This window comes from Pseudomonas sp. GM24 (assembly GCF_000282235.1).
Classification (GTDB): Bacteria; Pseudomonadota; Gammaproteobacteria; order Pseudomonadales; family Pseudomonadaceae; genus Aquipseudomonas.
In genome coordinates this window covers 1-18,007 of the sequence record NZ_AKJR01000258.1, presented here as the reverse complement: position 1 = coordinate 18,007, position 18,007 = coordinate 1, and the positions used below count along the sequence as shown (strand labels likewise).

11 protein-coding genes are annotated in these 18,007 nt (G+C 57.7%); 3 read left to right on the top strand and 8 right to left on the bottom strand.

Features of this window, described 5'->3' with window-relative positions; genetic code table 11:
* Nucleotides 1-84: 84 nt before the first annotated feature.
* The 3 genes from maiA to hmgA are packed head-to-tail and all read right to left on the bottom strand — an operon-like array spanning nucleotide 85 to nucleotide 3,345.
* Nucleotides 85-720 carry a maleylacetoacetate isomerase gene (gene maiA, locus PMI23_RS25710; protein ID WP_007914205.1) on the bottom strand — a complete coding sequence of 212 codons (636 nt, stop codon included), beginning with the start codon at nucleotides 718-720 and terminating at the stop codon, nucleotides 85-87.
* A 12-nt stretch (nucleotides 721-732) separates the two neighbouring features.
* Nucleotides 733-2,037: a fumarylacetoacetase gene (gene fahA / locus PMI23_RS25705; RefSeq protein WP_007914206.1), complete on the bottom strand. Its 1,305-nt coding sequence runs from the start codon at nucleotides 2,035-2,037 to the stop codon at nucleotides 733-735.
* 3 nt (nucleotides 2,038-2,040) lie between these two features.
* On the bottom strand, nucleotides 2,041-3,345 hold the full coding sequence (gene hmgA, locus PMI23_RS25700) for a homogentisate 1,2-dioxygenase (RefSeq protein ID WP_007914207.1): 1,305 nt from the start codon (nucleotides 3,343-3,345) through the stop codon (nucleotides 2,041-2,043).
* A gap of 164 nt (nucleotides 3,346-3,509) precedes the next feature.
* Between hmgA and PMI23_RS25695 the strand changes: the two genes are divergently transcribed.
* The gene (locus PMI23_RS25695) at nucleotides 3,510-4,289 is read left to right on the top strand and encodes an IclR family transcriptional regulator (RefSeq protein WP_007914208.1); all 780 of its coding nucleotides are present in this window, start codon (nucleotides 3,510-3,512) and stop codon (nucleotides 4,287-4,289) included.
* Nucleotides 4,290-4,330: 41 nt separating this feature from the next.
* Here PMI23_RS25695 and PMI23_RS25690 read toward each other — a convergent pair whose 3' ends face one another.
* The 4 genes from PMI23_RS25690 to PMI23_RS25675 form a co-directional block, all read right to left on the bottom strand.
* The gene (locus tag PMI23_RS25690; RefSeq protein ID WP_007914209.1) at nucleotides 4,331-7,795 is read right to left on the bottom strand and encodes a dermonecrotic toxin domain-containing protein; all 3,465 of its coding nucleotides are present in this window, start codon (nucleotides 7,793-7,795) and stop codon (nucleotides 4,331-4,333) included.
* A 154-nt stretch (nucleotides 7,796-7,949) separates the two neighbouring features.
* On the bottom strand, nucleotides 7,950-10,505 hold the full coding sequence (locus PMI23_RS25685) for a LuxR C-terminal-related transcriptional regulator (RefSeq protein ID WP_007914210.1): 2,556 nt from the start codon (nucleotides 10,503-10,505) through the stop codon (nucleotides 7,950-7,952).
* Nucleotides 10,506-10,644: 139 nt separating this feature from the next.
* A complete protein-coding gene (locus tag PMI23_RS25680; protein ID WP_007914212.1) occupies nucleotides 10,645-12,012 on the bottom strand; it encodes a DUF1329 domain-containing protein in 1,368 nt (455 codons plus the stop codon).
* A 23-nt stretch (nucleotides 12,013-12,035) separates the two neighbouring features.
* On the bottom strand, nucleotides 12,036-13,829 hold the full coding sequence (locus PMI23_RS25675; RefSeq protein ID WP_007914214.1) for a DUF1302 domain-containing protein: 1,794 nt from the start codon (nucleotides 13,827-13,829) through the stop codon (nucleotides 12,036-12,038).
* Between the two features lie 722 nt (nucleotides 13,830-14,551).
* On the opposite strand from PMI23_RS25675, the gene PMI23_RS25670 reads away from it, so the two are divergent.
* Both PMI23_RS25670 and PMI23_RS25665 read left to right on the top strand, forming a co-directional pair.
* Nucleotides 14,552-16,684, top strand: coding sequence for an S-type pyocin domain-containing protein (locus PMI23_RS25670; protein ID WP_007914223.1), 2,133 nt, complete (start codon nucleotides 14,552-14,554; stop codon nucleotides 16,682-16,684).
* A complete protein-coding gene (locus PMI23_RS25665; RefSeq protein ID WP_007914225.1) occupies nucleotides 16,684-16,944 on the top strand; it encodes a hypothetical protein in 261 nt (86 codons plus the stop codon). Before PMI23_RS25670 ends, PMI23_RS25665 begins: the two co-directional genes overlap by 1 nt.
* Nucleotides 16,945-16,985: 41 nt before the next feature.
* Here the strand turns inward: PMI23_RS25665 and PMI23_RS25660 are convergent, their stop codons facing one another.
* Complete coding sequence (locus PMI23_RS25660; RefSeq protein WP_007914227.1) at nucleotides 16,986-17,897, bottom strand: SDR family oxidoreductase; 912 nt, start codon at nucleotides 17,895-17,897, stop codon at nucleotides 16,986-16,988.
* Between the last annotated feature and the right edge of the window lie 110 nt (nucleotides 17,898-18,007).

Sequence of the window (18,007 nt, the reverse complement as noted above, 5' to 3'; positions counted from 1 at the left end):
TGAGCCTGCTCGCGATAGCGGTGGGTCAGTCAGAAACTGAGTGACTGACACTCCCTCATCGCGAGCAGGCTCACTCCTACAGGGTTATGGGGTGTCTGGTTGGTTGGCGGGATGCGCCTTGATGAACGCAGGATGTTCAGCCGCCAGTGCGGCGACCCGACGAATGTTCGGATACGCCTCAAGGCTGACATTGAACCGCTCAGCCGCATACAACTGCGGAATCAGGTACACATCGGCCACACACGGCCACTCGCCGAAACAGAAGCCTTCATCGCCAATCAACTGCTCCACCGTCGCCAGCCCTTGGCTGATCCAGTGACTGATCCACTCCACCACCTGCGCCTCATCGTGCCCCAACTGACGCAGGCGATTGAGCACACTGACGTTGTGCAGCGGATGCACATCGCAGCCGATCACCGCCGCCACACCCCGCACCTGCGCACGGGCAAGCAGATCTTCAGGCAGCAACGGCACCTGTGGATAACGTTCTTCCAGGTACTCAATGATGGCCGGCGACTGAATCAGCAAACCGCCTTCGTCAGTGCGCAAGGCCGGCACCCGGCCCTGTGGATTGATCGCCAGATACGCCGCTTGGCGATGCTCGCCACCCGGCGGTGCGATCAGATTGACCGGCAACGCCTGATAGTCGAGCCCCTTCAGCGCCAGCGCGATTCGCACCCGGTACGACGAGGTCGAACGGTAATAGGTATAGAGATCCATATGCCGCTCCTGTCAGCGCGCCGGCAACACTTTGCCGCGGCACTCGCCGAAGCCGATCGAAGCAAAACCATCGCGAGCGCAACGAGCGCGCAGAATGATTTCGTCACCGTCCTCGAGGAATTTACGCACCTCGCCAGACGCCAGTTCAATCGGCTTTTTACCGCCCTCGGTGATTTCCAGCAGGCTACCGAACTGACCGCTCTCAGGGCCGGACAAGGTGCCCGAACCGAACAGGTCACCGGCCTGCAACTGGCAGCCGTTGACGCTGTGGTGCGCGACCATTTGCGCGACGGTCCAGTACATGTAACGGGTGTTGCTCAGCGTCAGGCGATGAGCCGGCAGGTTCTGCTCGCGCATGGCTTCGGTGAGCAGCAACACTTCCAGTTCGATGTCGAAGGCACCGCCGTCCTGATCGCGCTTGTCGAACAGGTACGGCAGCGGCTGCGGATCACCTTCAGGACGCTTCGGTTGCGCGGTGCGAAATGGCTCCAGCGCTTCTGCGGTAACCACCCACGGCGAGACGCTGGTGATAAAACTTTTCGACAGGAACGGACCCAGCGGCTGGTATTCCCAAGCCTGGATATCGCGTGCCGACCAATCGTTGAGCAGGCAGAAACCGGCGATGTGATCAGCCGCGTCAGCGATGGCGATCGAATCGCCCATCTCGTTGCCCTGACCGATCCAGATGCCCAGCTCCAGCTCATAGTCCAGGCGTGCGCACGGACCAAACGTCGGCTCGGTCTGACCGGCCGGCAAGGTCTGGCCTTTCGGACGCCGTACGTCAGTGCCCGACGCGCGCACGGTGGAGGCGCGACCGTGATAGCCGATCGGCACATGCTTGTAGTTCGGCAGCAGCGGGTTATCCGGACGGAACAGTTTGCCGACGTTCTGCGCGTGCTCGATGCCGACGTAGAAGTCGGTGTAATCGCTGATGCGTGCCGGCAGATGCAGCTGGCAATCGGCGGCCAGTGGCAGCAATTTCGCGCCTTGGGCTTCGATGTTGCCACGGTGAGTGCTGCCTTCGCTGAACAGTTCCAGCAGACGCGAACGCAGAGCCACACGTGCCTCGCGACCGAGTTCGAAGAACGCGTTCAACTGGCCGCCGTGCATGGCTTCGACCGCACTGCGCGCGACGCCGTCGAACAGCCCGGCTTCCAGCGCCACTTGCAGATCGAAGATGTGTTCACCAATCGCCACGCCAGCGCGCGGCGGCGCACCGTTGCTGCTGAACACACCCAGCGGCAGGTTCTGCAGCGGGAAATCAGCGTGGCCGTTGGCCGAGGCAACCCAACTGCGGGTAATGGAAGTCTGAGTCATGGGTTATCTCCGGGTCGGGTCGAACGTCGCGGGCAGCGTGGCCCAGCAAGCGTCGTAAGTGGATTGCAGTTGCGGGCAGTCGAGGGCGAAGCGGCTTGGGCGCAGCACCTGGCTGGTCTCGAACATGAAGGCCATGGTGTTGTCGATTTTTGCCGGTTTGAGTTCGGCGTTGATCGCTTTGGTGCAGGTCTCGCCATCCGGGCCGTGGGCGCTCATGCAGCTGTGCAGCGATGCACCGCCGGGCACAAAACCTTCGGCCTTGGCGTCGTATTCGCCCTGGATCAGGCCCATGAATTCGTTCATCAGATTGCGGTGGAACCACGGCGGACGGAAGGTGTTCTCGGCGACCATCCAGCGTGGCGGGAAGATCACGAAGTCGAGGTTGGCCAGACCGTGCACGCTGGTCGGCGAGGTCAGCACGGTGAAGATCGACGGGTCCGGGTGATCGAAGCTGACGGTGCCGATGGTGTTGAAACGGCGCAGATCGTATTTGTACGGCACGTTATTGCCGTGCCAGGCGACCACGTTCAGCGGCGAGTGATTGAGTTCGGTGGCCCATAGCTGGCCGAGGAATTTCTGCACCAGCGTGGTCGGCTGCTGGAGGTTCTCGTAAGCGGCGACCGGGGTGAGGAAGTCGCGCGGATTGGCCAGACCGTTGCTGCCGATCGGCCCCAGATCCGGCAGGCGCAACGGCGCGCCATGGTTCTCGGCGACGTAGCCGCGTGCTTGCGGGTCGAGCAATTCGACACGGAATTTGAGGCCGCGCGGCAGCACGGCGATTTCCAGCGGCGCCACTTCCAGCACACCGAGTTCGGTGGCTATGCGCAATCGACCGAGTTGCGGCACCAGCAGCAGTTCGCCGTCGGCGTTGAAGAACACGCGTTCCATCGAACGGTTGGCGACGTAGTTGTAGATGCTGATGCCGGACGGCTTTTCCGCGCCAGCGTTGGCGACCATGCTCACCAGACCGTCGATGAAATCGGTTGGCTCGGCCGGGATCTCCAGCGGATTCCAGCGCAGGCGATTGGGCGTCACTTCGCCCAAAGGACCGCCGGCCAGTTGTCTTTCCAGTTTGACGAAGGCCGGGTGATTGGCCGAAGGCTGAATCCGGTACATCCAGGTGCGCCGCGCTTCACTGCGGGTCATGGTGAACGCGGTGCCGGAGAACAATTCGGTGTAGAGACCGTACGGCGCTTTTTGCGGGGAATTCTGGCCGACGGGTAGCGCGCCGGGCAACGCTTCAGAGCTGAATTCGTTGCCGAAACCGGACTGATACGCCAGCGCCTGAGCGGTTGAATCGAGGTTCATGGAGCCTCCTGAACAGGGAGTCGGCAGTGGCCCATCGCTCTGGCTCAGAGGTTTCGGCACGCCGGGGTTGTTATTATCGTAATTCGATTACGCATAACGTAATTTGCTCGCTATCCAGCGTCAAGCTATAAAGACGCCCATTCGTTTCGGAACCCGGCCGCACCATGGAAAAAACCAGCGACAGCAACGGCAAACAGAAAGTCCGCTCCGCCGAAGTCGGCACCGACATCCTCAAGGCCCTGGCCGAGTTGTCGCCGTCCACTTCGTTGTCGCGACTGGCCGAACATGTGCAAATGCCGGCGAGCAAGGTTCATCGCTATCTGCAGGCGTTGATCGCCTCAGGATTTGCCGAGCAAAACACCGCGACCAACCATTACGGCCTCGGCCGCGAAGCCTTGCGTGTAGGCCTCGCCGCACTCAACAGTATGGACGTGCTGAAAGTCGCCGCCCTGCCGTTGGCCGAACTGCGCGACGAACTCAACGAAACCTGCTTTCTGGCGGTGTGGGGCAACCAAGGCGCAACCGTTGTGCACATCGAGCCGGCGGTGCGTGCAGTGACGGTGGTGACGCAATTGGGTTCGGTATTGCCGTTGCTCAGTTCATCAACCGGGCTGGTATTCAGTGCTTATCTGCCACATCGCGAAACCGATGATTTGCGCGTTCAGGAGATTGCCGCTGCCGATCATCCGCTGAAGGACGAGAAGACTTACGTATCACTGTGTGAACAGATCCGCGAACGCGGTCTGCATCATGTGCATGGTTTGCTGATGCCGGGTGTGGATGCGTTGTCCGCACCGGTGTTCAACGCTGTCGGCCAGGTCGCCGCCGTGCTGACCATTGTCGGCCCGACCTCGCTGTTCCACGCCGACGAAAACGGCCCGGCGGCGCAGCGGTTGCTGGCGGCGACGCGGGCCGTTAGTTGGCGGATGGGTTATGAACGATAAACGCTTTACGCATTGAGCGAGCAGCAAGTGCTCAAAGGCGGTCAATGAACGGTTGTTTTACTCAGTCCGGAACTGGCACTTTCCATCAATGTGTTGAAGAACTCGACCAGCATCTCTTTCAACTCTTCCTGGCCTGTGTAGTAAGTGACCAGCTCCGCGACCGTCCGCGCATCTTCGAACAAACTGAGCAAGGACCGTTGTGCATGGGTGATTTCCTTGACGGGAGCACCCGCAGCTGCGGCCTGGCCCAACGTCATCAGCCCGGTCAGCGCTTCCTGGACATGTCCCAGGGCAGCGCGGTAGTCACCTCGCTTGTCCGACTGTGAGGCGTCGTAGATGCTTTTCATCATCTGCACAGCCACCACGACAGTGCCCACGGGAGGCACCAGCAGGCTCACGATGTTCGCGGCCTTCAACAGGTTGTCGTAAATAATACCGGTGATTATTTCATTGAGACTGGTGGTGCGTTCGTCGATATCGCTCAATACACGGCGCACTCGCTCGTCATGGAAAGTGAACAGATCAGGCAATAACGAACGCTGCTGGGTGCGAATGACCGGTTTGGTATCGGCGGTTGCAACCAGATTGTCGAAATAGTCGTTGATCACCTTTTGGTCGACCAGCAATATCCGCTGGCTGTAGTAATTCCTGAACGGGCCGTATCGAAAACGAATCGAAGGAATGAAATCAGCGATGGGCCGGAAGCTGACCAGATCCGGCGCGTCAGGCGTATAGAGCAAATCGAGCAACCCTGAAGACATCTTCAGTCGGAAAATATAAACGCCGCCAACCGTGCGGTCCCAGGCAGCCGTCAAACCCGGCTCGACGATGTTGAACTTATACAATCCGACGTCACCTTCGGCGACGCTATTCACAACTGACTGATAACCGCCACTTTCTTTCAGATTGTCGATAGTCCGCTGGATAGCAGAGAAAGACTCTACTGACAGTCTGCCATTGGTAAAGTCGGCAAAAGCATTGCGGTACATTTCACAGCGGATTCTTCGGGCGTGTACCGCGCGCTTGAACGCGTAGTCAGGATGAGCGCTGTTCTGGTATTGCGCTTTCAGCATGGCGGTATATCTGTCGCCGGGACGGAAAGTTTTCGACAGTGAGGACAGGTCTCGGATATCCAGTTTTTCAATGCTGGGATGGCCATTCACCAAATAGTATTTCGGGCTGAATTTCGTTTCGTAGCCCGGATGCACGGCCTCAAAGGCGAGTCCCTCAAGCAAAACGTCAGTAACGCTCTTACGAAACTCTTCGGTTTGAATAATGATCTTGTCGGGATTGACCGAAACCTTGCTGCCACGAGCACGCAAAATGTCTTCTATCTGAGCTTTCACCGAGTCATAAGTGAACTGCTCGAACGTCGGAAAACCATTGTCTCGCGCATCAACTGTAGAGAGTGCCTTGAGTTCGGTGGTCAGACGCGAATAGCGCTTGCGGCCTTCGATGCCCAGTGCTCGATAACCAGCCGGAGCAATGGCCTTGTGCAGGGCAACTTCGGCTCGGTAAGCGATATTTACGTAGTCTGCCAACGGTGCCTTGAGATTCAGGCCAAGATCGACCGGCCGGCCATCGAGCGTGTAGCGGTAGTTCAGTTTTGTGGGAGCGCTGCCGAGCAACTTACCTGCTTCGTGCAGGTAGTCTGGATGGATCAGCAATGCAGCGTATTCACGATCTGCGGACAATGCCGACTCCAGCCAGACGTTCGCCGCATAAACATCGGAAAATTTTTGCAGTTCAAATTCACCGCCAGGCGTTTTGACCAGCATCAGCGAGGGTACATATTCTCTGGCCGAAATGATCAGGACATCTTTCAACGCTGGTACTTGTGATTTGATTCTCAATCCCTGAATAGTCACCGTGGCGTCATTGGCCATGGCTCGCGCGATGATATTCGCATCGGTGGAGTCCAGCTTTCCAGAGTGGCGAGCAACAAAAACTGCAAACGCCATCTGGCTGAAGAGGTAGTTGCGATAAGCCTCTTGGTAACCAACCGAGGGCGAGGATGCAAGGCTGCTGGTAAATTCCAGTCGCAGGTTGCGACTCTCCAACCACTGCTCAAGCGCCACCGTCGTCAGCCGACTTGCGTCGGGAACGCCGATGATAGTCAGCGCGGCTTTATAACCATTGTCATGCAGACCGAAAACGATAAATTCTGTCAGCGTGCGGGTTTCTTCCTGTTCGATAGTACGTCCGGCAACTTGCAGAGTGTACGAGCTCTGGACACTTATCGCTTCTGGATCCAGGTGCTCACCGAGAACCCTGTCCGCCCATTCAGCGAACGTACGCACCACATAATCCTTAAACGAAAAACACGCATCGAACGCGCTTGAAAACGCAGCCTGGTATTGATCCTTGGATTCTTCAAGCTCGTTATATCGTTGTTGAATATCGCTACCAGCGCCATGGAGCCAAACCGGCCAGTCGGTGCGTTTCAACGCAGTCCGAAGCAGATAGAAGCGGGTGTTGATACCGTAGCGCAGAACATGCAGGCTTTGATTGTCCTGCAACACCGAGGTAAGCGGATTTTCCAGTTGTTCCCGACCACTGAACAAGGATGACACGCTTTCAAGCTGGCCTTTGAGATGAGTCTCTACACAAAAGGCGTGAGGACTTCGCGTACCCTTCAGGTATCTGATCTGGTCACTACCCAAGGACAATCGCTGCTGAAGTTTGCTGTGCAAATCGGTATTTTTTTCAAAAAACTCAAAGCCGTATTCCGGCGTGTGCACAAGATAGGACGTCGACTCGTTGAGCAGCGGCATTTCTGCATCCGGACGCTCGGCGTTGTCCAGAACGAAACAGGGCTGACGCGACAGAAGGTAATCCTGCGTCGGGCGCAGGTTGACTTCAAACGCTGCGCGGCCGGAGTCTGCGTCAAGAAGATGAGCGAATCTCTCACCCAACAGGGCATCAAAATTGTTGGCCATGACCGACAGGGACAGCTCTGCACTCGTGACCACGGCGTACGCTTCGATGAAAGTCTGCTTATTCGACAGAGGTGCAGTGTCCGGGCGAATGGTTTTCGCTGGCGCCGCCCAGAACTTTGCGATCTCGGCTCGCAACGTTTTTTCCAGTCCTGCAGCTACAGCCGCGATCAGATCCTCGACAATAAACGTATTCAGAACATTGACTTTGAATTGTTCACTGAACGTGTCCGGCAGAAAAAACACACCATCGCCGCCCACTATGTAAGCGGGGCTGACGTTGTTATCCAGACAATGAACAGTGACGTCCCAAAGAGTGCCCGAAGGCCGGTTTTCATTGGCGGGAAAAGCAGGATCCGTATTGATATAGACTTTGTCGATATCGACCGTTTTACCCAAGCGCTTTAACTCACTCCCAAGCAAGTTGCGAAGAATATCCAGCACGCTTGGCATGGCGTCGATGATCTTGAATAGACCTGCTTTTGCCTGGCTGGCCTTTTTCCACTCTTCAGCCCACGTAACTTGCTCACCCAACGAACCACGCATCAAACTTTTAAATAACTTGGCCACAACACTTCCTTACTTGACTATTCAGAGCTGCGAGTGCAGCTATGCAGAGGGCCGCAAGGTAGTTTCTTTTTCAATCAACATGAAGTTCGAACAATTTACAAAACATGCCAACAAACAACCAAAATCATTTTCACCAGCAAAAAAAATTAAAATACTAAGCCAATATCCCCATCAACTTTGCTTTCGCCACCGCCTGAGTTCTGCGCTCCACCCCCAACTTCCCATTAATCCGTCTCGCATGTGTTTTTACTGTATGTAACGAAATAAAAAGTTGTTCTGCAACTTGCTGATTCGAAGCACCTTGAGCAATCAACATCAGCACTTCGCGCTCACGCCGACTGAGGCCCGACGCCAGATCAGGGTTATCGCATTGCCTGGCAGGAATCTGCTTGGCAGACACTGTTCCGAGACTGCCCCGGCGTAATTCCCACTCCCGCATGGCGTGCTGCAATTGACAGCGCTCCACCAGCATTCCGGCACGCTGGAAAGCTTGCTGCGCCGCCTCTGTGTCACCGTTCGATTCGGCCAACTGGGCGAAGGCCAGCAGCAACTCCGTTTCCGCAGTCAACATGCCTCTGGCCTGCGCCTGATTGAGCAATCGTTCAATGGTTGGCAGACAGTTTTCATCCGGATTCAACTGCGTATGCGCGCAGGCCAGCAGGTATTCAATGCGGATAATCAGCTCGAAAGTGGCGGGCGGCGCCTGGAGTGCAGAGGGTCCACGGTAATGCCTTAACAGCCGGCCCAACGCCTCTTGCACCAATTGCGGTCGCCCCTGCTGCAACCAGAACTGGCTGCTGACCTGAAGCACGACACCGCGATAGACCGTATCGGGAATCTGCCGCTGCTGCATGACCCTTTCGGCCTCGCGCAGGCGCTCGAAAGCGCAGGCATAATCGCCTCGATTGCCGGCCAGTTGAGCCTGCCCGAGGTAGCCATACAAGACCCGCTTGTCTTCACTGCGCAAGCAATCTTCAAGGCCTCGGCTGAACAGATCCGCAGCCCGCTCTTCCAGACCCATGCACAGCGCCAGCCGACCTCGTCGCAGGGCAATTCGGCCCAGCAGCGGCGTGGGCACCAGGGTGCGCTGACGCAGCAAATGCTCAATGTCCACCAGCAGACTTTCGGCACGCGCGGGCGCTCCTCGCTGCTCGAGCCATTGCGCATGATCAAGCTCCAGCAACCCTTCGAACAACAGGGAGCCATGCGCGCGCGCCAGGCACAGCGCCTCGCGGTTGAGAGCATGGGCCTGATCGAGTTCACCGCACAGTAACGCCTGCTGCGTCAGTCCCGACAGACACATCAGACGGGCTTGCCAGGCATCGTCGGTCAACGCTGACAATGCCTCCTGGAAACAGGCGCGCGCCTGCTCCATTTGCCCCTGCAAGTGGCAGAGCCAACCTTGTTGCGCCTGCCAACGTGCCAGCAGTTGCTGCTCCAGATGCTTCGTCGGCTGCGGCATGAAGCGGACGAGATGAGCCATGCATTGCGCGGCCTGTTCGAATCGGCCGGCGAACAGCAATGCCCCCGTGACCAGCCCGATCAATTGCGGTGTCATCAAGGTCAGCTCGCGACTTTGCTGCTCATGCAAGCGCAACAGCAGGACGACCGTCTGGTCTTCCAGCAGATCCTCGAAGCTCAAATGCTGCAACAGGCTTACGGCCGTTTCGTACTCTTCGGCCAACAACGCTTGCTCGAACGCTGCTCGCCAATCCTGCACCGCAGTGAACCACTGACAGGCGCGCCGATGCCACGAACGCGCACACGGCCAATGCGACTCCTGCATGATTCGCGACAGCGGGCGAAAAACCTGCAGCCAATCGACGGACTCCTGCCAAGGCTCGATAAAGCAGCCCAGCACTTGCAGGTCATGCAGCAGCTGTGCGCCTTCGCCGGGGCCGAACAAATGCTCGCATAATGGCGCGTTGAACCGCGGCAATTGGGCCAGAACACGCCATGCCTCATCCTGCTCTGGCGTCAGGTTGCTGAAGAGTTCGTGCTGCAGATAATCGAGCAGGGTATCGACACGCTGTTGTGGCTGCAGCTTTTGCGACCAGTCGCACTTTTGCAGGAGCGCCATGCGCGCACCCGCGCACCAGCCGCCGGTACGCTGGATGATACCGGCGGCGACACGGTCCGCCTGGTCTGGCGGCAAATGGCGCAACACCGGTACAAGCTCATCGTGGGTCAGTGCCAGGCTGGCGCGCTCGGATTCGTACAGTTCGTCATCGAGCAACAGGCGCGGCCAGTTGCACTGTGGCCGGCGGCGAGTGCTGATCCACCAAGTGAGCGCCGGGCTGCTGACCGCCAACAAACGATCCAGTAAAGCATCCAGAGCCGGATCCGGCAGACGGCTGTAATCGTCGATAAACAGCGAAGTTGTCCTGGGCCAACGTGCCAGCTCCGCCATCAGTTGCGCAACGTCAAGGTGCTCGACCAGCCCGAGCGCCTGAGTCAGACGCAGGCAAAACTCCTCGCAGCTGAGCGCTGCTCCCGCCAGCGGCAGCCAAATCGTCTCGCAGTCTGCACGCACCTGCAGAAGACATTCGCTGAGCAGTGCGGTTTTGCCACTGCCAGCGGGTGCGCACAACAGCCTGACCCGCGCGTTCGAAGCCAGAAGAGGCGCACTCAAGCGAGGGCGAGGCTGGTGATGTGAAGAAAGTCTGGGCAGAAATCCGGGTCGATCCAGGCACGGGGTCATGGCGGTCATCGGGTGAGCCTTCTTATCGTTGTGCGCTCACCCTAGCCCTCTCCCGTGCGCTTGTTGACGAGTATTCAGCACGCTGATTGACGACCATAAAAAAGGCGACCGTGCGGTCGCCTTTTGCGCTGCCGATGTATCAGAACCGTTACCGCACGCCCTCTGCGCGCAAGGCCGATGGCGTGTAGTCAGCTGCCTTGGCTTCGAAGCCGAACTCGAAACTGTGCTTCTCTTCGTTCTTCATTCCCAGGGCAATGTAGCGACCGGCGATGATGTCGTAGAGCGCTTCGAGGGTATAGGCCTGCGCCTGGTGATCGTAGTAGTACTGAGCATGCCCTTCGGCGACACGCCACAGTTGCCCGCGACCGTCGTAGTGATCGGCGAGCGCCACCTGCCAACTGTCCTCGTCGATGTACATGTGGCGCTTGGCGTAGATGTGCCGCTCGCTCGGTTTCACCGTGCCGATCACTTCCCAGACGCGGTGCAGTTCATAGCGGGTAAGGTCCTGATTGATGTGGCCAGCCTTGACGATGTCGTCGTATTTCAGGCTCGGCGAATCGAGTTTGTAGCTGTTGTAAGGAATGTACATTTCCTTTTTGCCGACCAGTTTCCAGTCATAGCGATCCGGTGCGCCGGAGAACATGTCGAAGTTATCCGACGTGCGCAGACCATCGGCGGCGGTACCCGGGCCGTCATAGGCCACTTGCGGCGCACGACGCACCCGGCGCTGGCCGGCGTTGTAGATCCAGGCCAGACGCGGCTCTTTCACCTGATCGAGCGTTTCATGCACCAGCAGCACGTTACCGGCCAGCCGCGCCGGCGCGGTCACCGACTGTTTGAAAAAGGTCAGCACGTTGGCGGCTTTTTCCGGATCGAGATCCTTCATCAGTTGCGGCACGGCGATCTCTTCTTCAAAGCGGATCGGCGTGTAGCTGCCGTTAGTCTGCGGCGTCACCTGGGTGATGATGCGCCGCAGGTTACCGCCGTGATATCGGGTGATGTGGTTCCACAACACCTCCACACCGTTCTTCGGAATCGGGAATGCGTAGTAGCGGTTGCCTGTGAAGTTGGCCAGGCCATTACCATCGTTGATACTGGTGACATTCAGCGCGCTGCGTTTGGCCGACTCATAGATCTCCGCTGGCACGGCGACGGTGCGATGGGTCGGGTAAACCGGGATTTTGTAGGTTTCGGGGTAACGTTTGAACATCGCCACCTGACCGTCGGACAGCTTGTCCTTGTACTTGTCGACGTTGGCCGCGGTGATCGTGAACAGCGGTTTCTCGTTGGCGAACGGGTCGGCGAGGAAGCCTTTGCTGTCCACCGCACCGGCGTTTTTCGGGATGCCACCGGTCCATGCCGGAATCGAACCGTCAGCGTTGCCAGCCTTCTCGGCGCCGAGTGGCGTCAGGCTGGTGCCAAGTTTGTTGGCTTCATCCGGCGACACCGCCGCCATCACATTGGCCGCCAGCAGACTCAGCGCCAGCACACCACATTGCAGAATCGTTTTGCGCATTGCAGTCATCCTTCTCGGGCAGATCAGAAGTTCACGCCGAAGCTCAGAGCCACGAAGTCACGGTCTTCGAGGACGTTGTAATCGCCACCGAAAAAGTCGGTGTAACTGAGGCTCGCGGTGTAGGTGTTGCGGTAGTCGGCATCGACGCCGACGCTGATCGCTTTCGCGCCTTCGTTGAACAGGCCGTTGGGGCCGTAACCGGCGACGTCATGCGACCACGACAGGTTGGGTTTGAGGTTGATACCGCCGATCACGTTGGCGTAATCGAGGATCGCCCGGGCGCGGTAACCCCACGAGGTCGAGGTGACGAAACCGTCGGTGTCGCCACCAAAACCGTACTGCCCGTAAACCGAATCACGGCCATAACGCAGCTTGTCGCGTGACTCCAGTCCGCCGACCCGCACCACAGCGGCTTCACCGACCAGGGTCAAGCGCTGAGCGCCCCAGACCTGATCGAAGAAGTGTGTGAGGGTGCTCTGGATTTGCGTGACTTCTTTGCGCCGATAGCCTTTGTTGTCCGCTCCCGGTGACGTCGCAAGTGGAGACGCCGTGCCACCCGCAATCGGGTTGAGCAGCGCCAGTGTCAGGTCGTTGGTGTTGACCTGCACCGGAGCGTTCGGACGGTAGCTGATCTCGCCGGTCCACGCGGTACCGGTGGGCAATGTGGTGGAGAAACTCGCGCCGTAGAGGCGAATGTCTTCCGGGTATTCAAGGTAATACCCACCGCGTCCGAGCATCACGCTCTGCGCCAGTCCGGAACCGCTGCCGGGGGCCAGGCCATTGGCGATGCCGACCATGCCCGGCAATGCCGCCAGCGTCGAAAGACCGGCCGTGGTCGTGCCTACCGCCGGCGTACGGCTGTGGTAGTTCATGAAGTACAGGCCATATTCGGTGTCATCACCGAGCCAGCGCAACGCCGTCCCCCATTGCCCGGAATCCCGCGCATCACGGTCGCCGCCACGGGGGATCACCACACCTTCGCGAGTCACCTGAATGCCTTGCCCGAACGCGGTGGTCAACGGCACCAGCGGCGCGATCGCCGGGTTGCCAACGGTGTAGCCGTTGTTGCAACCGTCCGCCGCCACATCAACCCCGAAGAAAGTGCCGCAGTTGTCGAGAACGGTCTGGTCCCATTCCAGTTGGTAGAAGCCTTCAACGGTCAGTTGATCGGTCAGGCCTTGCGAGCCAAACAACATGTTGACCGGAATCAGGCCTTCCTTGATCTCCGCACCGGGGCGGCGAAACGCCGAGACGTCGATCGGGTTGATGCTGTTGATCGAGTTACCGATGAAGGTACTTTCGCCCCAGCTCACCACTTGCTTGCCGGCACGCACGGTGCCCGGCAGGTCGGCGATGGAATAGTTGTGATAGACGAACGCATCGAGAATTTGTGCGCCGGAGGACTTCGCCCCTTCCTTGCGCCCGCTGTCGCTGATCGGCTTGAACTCGCGGTCTTCGTCCTTCAGCTCGAAGTCGTACCAGTACTTACCGCGCACGAAGACACCGGTGTCGCCGTACTTGAGTTCAAGGTCGTGAATGCCTTTGAAGATTTTCGAGAAGGTCTCGCCCTTCTTGAAATTCAGACGCCCGTCATCACCGGTCGAGGATTGCCCGGTCCCCCCATTGACCGTGCCGACCAGCGACTTGTCGGCATCGCGCATGCCCCAACTCGCACCGATCGACAACGACGAGTCGAAGGTGCCTTCAATCTCGCCAATGTTGAACGCAACCGCTTGCGCCTGGGCGCAGCAACCCAGAGCTACCGCGGCTGCCAGCGCCTGCGGTGTGAAGATGGCGCGCATTGTTGTTTTTGTCATGCGTCTTCCCCGGTGAGTGACAGAAGGCCCCACCCTACTGCCGGGCAACCGCGTCGATAAGCGCACCAAGGAGGTATTCGTGTTGTCGCTCGAAAGGATGAAAGGCCTTGCGCGGCGCGGCTTTGCGCCGTTCATGGATTGGCTGGATGGAGGATTATCAGTGCAGCGCATGGTGCACATCGGATGATGGGACTGTTGCATGCCCCGCAACAGTGCATGTCCGGAATCGGTATTTTTCCTACGCGCTCAAGACCTTATTCTGAACGCGCTTTCACGGGACACGCCGTGAAGCACGAAGCCAGCTACGCTGAGGGACTGAAGCGACTGGCAACAGATTTCAGATAAATCGAAGACTTCGGTTTATCGCCCCGGTGTTCACTGACGTTGATTTGTAGCTCCTTGATCCAACGTCTTACCTTGGCCGCTGCGTTTGCAGCGGCCTTTTTTATGGGCGTTGAAAACGTATTCCCTACTGCCTGCAAACACTTTCCGAGAACAACGTAGGACCTTTCCTGCGGCGCAGAAGAATTCTCCCTGCTTTGTTATTAGCCTGCGAAACCCCTCTCGAAACAACGCCCTGTTACTTACGGGTTTCTCAGATTTTGTAACCGCAAGTCTGATGTAACTTGAAACACCTCAACCCCTCGCTGGTGACACGGACGTCACTATCGGCCGCGCTAACTTGCCAGCGAGCTATCACGCACATTCAAAAGGACATGAATATGCAAAGACCTCCATTCTTAGAACTGGATGAAACACGTATCGAGGCACCCGCCCCCGATAATTACGAGCCATTCAAAGAAAGCAATGTGGGTTACACCTACAGTGGAACGTTCGGACCTGCCGGCGCCAATGCGCAAACCCGCCAATTGATGTTCGAGACGCAAACCACCGTTGAACAAGAGTTCAACGCAAAATCCGTCTCAATACCTCAGTCCATCGAAGTGGAACTGGCGGCAATCAGACTGGAAGGCCCGACAAATCCTCTTCCGCCCGCTGCTGCACTGGCCCGCGAAGTGGGCGTCAGGAATACGCTGATTCACCGTAAGAGCGCAGAGTTTCAGAGGCAGACCGCGATCGCAAACCGCTTTTTTGGCAGCGATCCGCTGGGGAAAACCTTCCAGGATTACCTGAATCAGGCCTCCGCTATCCGCCGAATCAGCGGCGCGGGGGCGAGGAGTAGAGCGTTGTGGAGCGAGTCCTTCCGAGCGGCTCACGAAGCGCGTTTGCTTGGCCAGACACTGGCGCTTCTCAACCAGCAACAGGCCGACGTACTCAATTGGCTGGCCACCGTGCAGGCTCAGGATCAAGCTCAGGCGGCAGCGGCTGAGGCCCAGCGTTTGGCTGCAGAACACGCACGGATTGCCGCAGAACAGCAACGTCAAAGAGAAATTGCTGAAGCTGCACGTCAAGAGCAGGAGCAAATTCGTGCCCGTGAACAGGCGCGACTTGCCACGCTGGCGAAAAAGCAGGATCTGGATGCATACCTGGCAAAATACTCCGCCCAGTTGGCACGCATTCTTGCTGAAATGAGAGCTGAAGCTCAGGAACAAGCGCGAATCGCGGCATTGAAGAGCGCTTTAGCCGAAGCACAAGCAAAAGCTGAAGCAGCCGCACAGGCGTTTGCTGCCGAGCAGGCTCGTCTTCAAGCGCAAATGGAGCAGCGTGTAGAAGCGAACCAGCAGGAAGGTCATTCAGCAGAGATCCAGCATGTATATCCGGCTTCAGGAGCCGTGGCTTCAACTAGTCCGGTTTTGTCTTTTGCCTCCAAAACCATTCGTCTTCCTCCGGCATCGTCGTCCGGGATTCTCAGCGCAATGCGCACAGGATTACTGGCCGTGAGGGCGGCAGGCGCTGCGCTGATGAGCGGTCCGGTGCTGGTAGGTTTCGCGGCACTGTTAATGCCATCACGCTTGGGCAACGGCGAACGCTTTTCCATGAGCGTTCCACTTGCGGAGTTGTCGCCGGAGTCTCCTCAGACATTGCGCGAAATAGCGGATCGGCAAGGCACATTAGAGCTGCCCGTGGGATTGGGCGTAAGGCGGGTCGGGGCTGGCGCGGAAATCTTCGTCGCCACAAGCGATGACTTCCATATCCGCTCGAGTGTGCTGGTTCTGAATGCGGCCTATGACTTGCTGAATGATGTTTATGAAGTAGCGCTACGAGATTCGCCGACGGACTTTCTGACCTGGACGCCGGCTATCTCGCCGGGTAACAGCTCGACTGTATCGCCCATTGCCGAGACTGATGCGCCAGCCTATTCCGGCGCTCCTATTGTTCCGATTGAAGGACGGCTGGACCTCAATCCGATCCTTGTCGAAGGTTGGGAACGATTCGTCATCGTGTTCCCCGATGACTCGGGAATTGCGCCACTTTATGTGGTGTTCAGCAGTCCGTACGGGGGTGTCGAGGACGGGGAACACAGCGGGCGAGATTTCAACCCCGAAGAAACAGGTTTACCGGTTACAAGCTCGGACTGGGTACCGTCGATCATCGCAAAAAACGGAATTGATATCGTGAAGCTACACACTTCAAAGTTCCCAGATTCTGATGCAAATAAAATAATGATCGATCGTCTAGAACGATTTTTTCGAGGAGAACTAGAGGTAACCGATACCGACAAACGCTTCTACACTCATGAGATCAGAGAGTTCGAAAGGCTTAAAGCCTTGGGATATGACGACACGGAAATGCCCGATAAAGACTCTTCCGTATGGAACAACGTCCACACTGCAACACTGGAGGATTACAAGCTTAAAGATGATCCAACGTTGTTATATACGCCAGAGGCGCTGGAAGCTGCAAGGCGGCAAGAAGAGCGTGAGTACCAGAAGTTGCTTAAGGAGATGTGGTAATGAATACCATTGAGCAAATTGTGAAAAATGAACCATTGGATGACATCGTCACCGTATTTTCACTGTTCAAACCAAATCCGCACCTGGACATGATGATCAGACAATACAACCGAGATTTGATCAGTCAATATGGAGCCCTTGAGGATGCCTACAAACGACTCATTGCGTCCGGAGTACTGGCACACGGGGATAAAGGCTTAGCTATTAAAGGCCCCAACTGGAAGGCCCCAAAATTCATGACTGAAAAACGATACGCTTAATGGGGTGTGGCCACCAAGCCCAAGCTTGGTGGCCACACTATTTAAAGCGAATACTTCTGCAAATTCGCCATCATTTCCTTCAACGCCTCAATATTGTCCTTCGGATGCGCCGCCCCTTCGAAATCACAGATCTGCTGCCAGTGCGCCGCGACATCTTCCGGCGAGAAGCCCACCCGCGGATCAAACCCGGCACCGAGGCTGCGTTCCCAGCGCACCTTGCCCATCCAGCCGCCACCGACTTCGAACAGTCCGGAGGTTTCCTGGCATTGTTCACTGGCCAGATACACCACCAACGGGCTGACCAGTTCCGGTTTGAGTTGCTCGAACACTTGCGGCGGAATGAGGCCCTCGGTCATGCGCGTGCCGCCGGTAGGCGCGATGGCGTTGACGAGGATGTTGTTCTTGCGACCTTCTATGGCCAAGGTGCGGGTCAGACCGTAAAGGCCCAGCTTGGCCATGCCGTAGTTGGACTGGCCGAAGTTGCCATAGATACCTGAAGTCGAGGCAGTGAAGATCACCCGGCCGTAGTTTTGCTCGCGCATATGTGGCCACGCGGCGCGGGTAACTTTGTAGGCGCCTTCGACGTGGACGCGGTAAACCAGATCCCAGTCGGCGTCGTCCATTTTGTGGAAGGTCTTGTCGCGCAGGATTCCGGCGTTGTTGACGACGACATCGACCCGGCCGAAGACGTCGAGGGCGTTTTGTACCAGTTTGTCGCCGTCGGTGACCGAGTCGTGGTTGGCTTCGGCGATACCGCCAGCCCCACGAATTTCCGCAACCACGCGATCAGCGGCGGAGGCATTGGCGCCTTCGCCCTGAGTCGAGCCGCCAAGATCATTGACCAGCACTTTGGCGCCCTGTTTGGCAAACAACAATGCGTGGGCGCGTCCGAGGCCGCCACCGGCTCCGGTGACGATGACGACTTTATCTTCGAAACGCACAGACTCATTCATCGCAGCAACTCCAGCAGGCCAGTATTGATCCTGAGTGTCAGGCACAGGGCTTTGGGTCACAACGAACACGGCTGAGGCTGAATGGTGCGCGATAAGGTTGGGGGATGATG